2 protein-coding genes are annotated in these 1,526 nt (G+C 76.7%); both read left to right on the top strand.

Annotation, left to right across the window (positions count from 1 at the left end):
• The first annotated feature begins 253 nt into the window (after positions 1 to 253).
• Positions 254 to 1,312: an iron ABC transporter permease gene (locus AB0O00_RS39000; RefSeq protein ID WP_363659415.1), complete on the top strand. Its 1,059-nt coding sequence runs from the start codon at positions 254 to 256 to the stop codon at positions 1,310 to 1,312.
• Positions 1,312 to 1,526: ABC transporter ATP-binding protein (locus AB0O00_RS38995; protein ID WP_363659414.1), on the top strand; the 215-nt coding region annotated here is incomplete at its 3' end. The genes AB0O00_RS39000 and AB0O00_RS38995, both read left to right, overlap by 1 nt.

The raw sequence follows: 1,526 nt of genomic DNA, 5'->3' as shown, positions 1-1,526 counted from the left end.
GCGTGCATCGCAAGGCGGAGGAGGGAGTCCATGCGGAGCATCGGCGACCGACGACAACGCAGCGAGGCGCGTGCCCAGGCGTCGCCCGGCAGGCGGGAGTTCGGCGACAGGCCCCAGGGGCCGTGCCAGCCCGATCGCCCCCGGCCGCTGAACTCCCGACAACTCGCCGCGGACTGCGAGGGGATGGCGCCCGGGCCCGCCCGGCCGGCGCCCGCCCCGGCACACCCGCGGCCCGAGGCAAGGCACCCGCTTCGTGAGTAGTAGCCCACCGGACTCCCGCCGCACACCCGCCGTGCCCCTCGCCGCCGGCCTGGCCGCCGCCCTGTTGCTCTCCCTCGCGTGCGGCGTGGCCCTCGGCTCCGCCGGACTCGGCTGGTCCCGCGTCCTGCGGCTGCTCGGCGCCGGGCTGACGGGCGGTCGGCTGGAGGCCGAGGAGGCCGCCGCGTACGCCATCGTCTGGGAGATCCGGCTGCCGCGCACCGTCCTGGCCGCCGTGGTCGGCGCCGGACTCGCCGCCACCGGGGTCGCCGTGCAGGCCCTCGTGCGCAACGCACTCGCCGACCCGTTCGTGCTCGGTGTCTCCTCCGGCGCCGCCGTCGGCGCCAACGCCGTCCTGCTGCTCGGCGCCTTCGCCTCGCTCGGCGTGTGGGCGATCTCCGCCTCCGCGTTCGGCTCCGCGCTGCTCGCCATGGTGCTCGTGTACCTGGCCGCGCGGACGGCCTTCGGGCTCACCCCGCTGCGTCTCGTGCTCACCGGCACCGCCCTCTCGTACGGCTTCTCCGCGCTGACCGCGCTCATGGTCTTCGCCGCCGCCCGCGGCGAGGCCGCCCGCGACGCCATGATGTGGCTGCTCGGCAGCCTCGGCGGCGCGACCTGGGGTTCGGTGCCGATCGCCGCCGCGACCGTGCTGGCCGGGCTCGGCTATCTCCTCCTCGCCGCCGGTCGGCTGGACGCGCTGGCCATGGGCGACGAGACCGCCGCCTCGCTCGGCGTCGACCCCGACCGGCTGCGCCGCGAGCTGTTCGTGGTGACCGCCGCCGTCACCGGCACGGTCGTCGCCGTCAGCGGCGCGATCGGCTTCGTCGGGCTGATGGTCCCCCACCTCGCGCGGATGCTGGTCGGCGCCGGGCACCGCCGGGTGCTGCTGGTCGCGCCGCTCGCCGGGGCGCTGCTGCTGGTCTGGGTGGACATCGTCTCGCGCACCCTCCTCGCGCCCGCCGAACTGCCCGTCGGGGTGGTCACCGCGGTGCTCGGGGTGCCCTGCTTCCTGCTGCTGATGCGCCGTCGCGGCTACGCGTTCGGAGGCCGCTGATGGACCTCGCCCTCGACTCCGTCTCGGTCGAGCTGACCGGCACCCGGCTCGTCCACGACGTCACCGTGAAAGCCACCGCCGGGCAGGTGGTGGGGCTCGTCGGGCCCAACGGCAGCGGGAAGTCGACGCTGCTGCGCTGCGTCTACCGGGCGCTGCGGCCCGCCGCCGGGGCCGTCCGGGTGGGCGGCGACGACCGGCACGCGCACGCGCCGCG

The sequence above is a fragment of the Kitasatospora sp. NPDC093558 genome (genome assembly GCF_040683475.1).
In the GTDB taxonomy this organism is placed as follows: Bacteria; Actinomycetota; Actinomycetes; order Streptomycetales; family Streptomycetaceae; genus Kitasatospora.
Note: the sequence above shows the minus strand (reverse complement) of the source record. Positions and strands in the feature narration are given on the sequence as shown.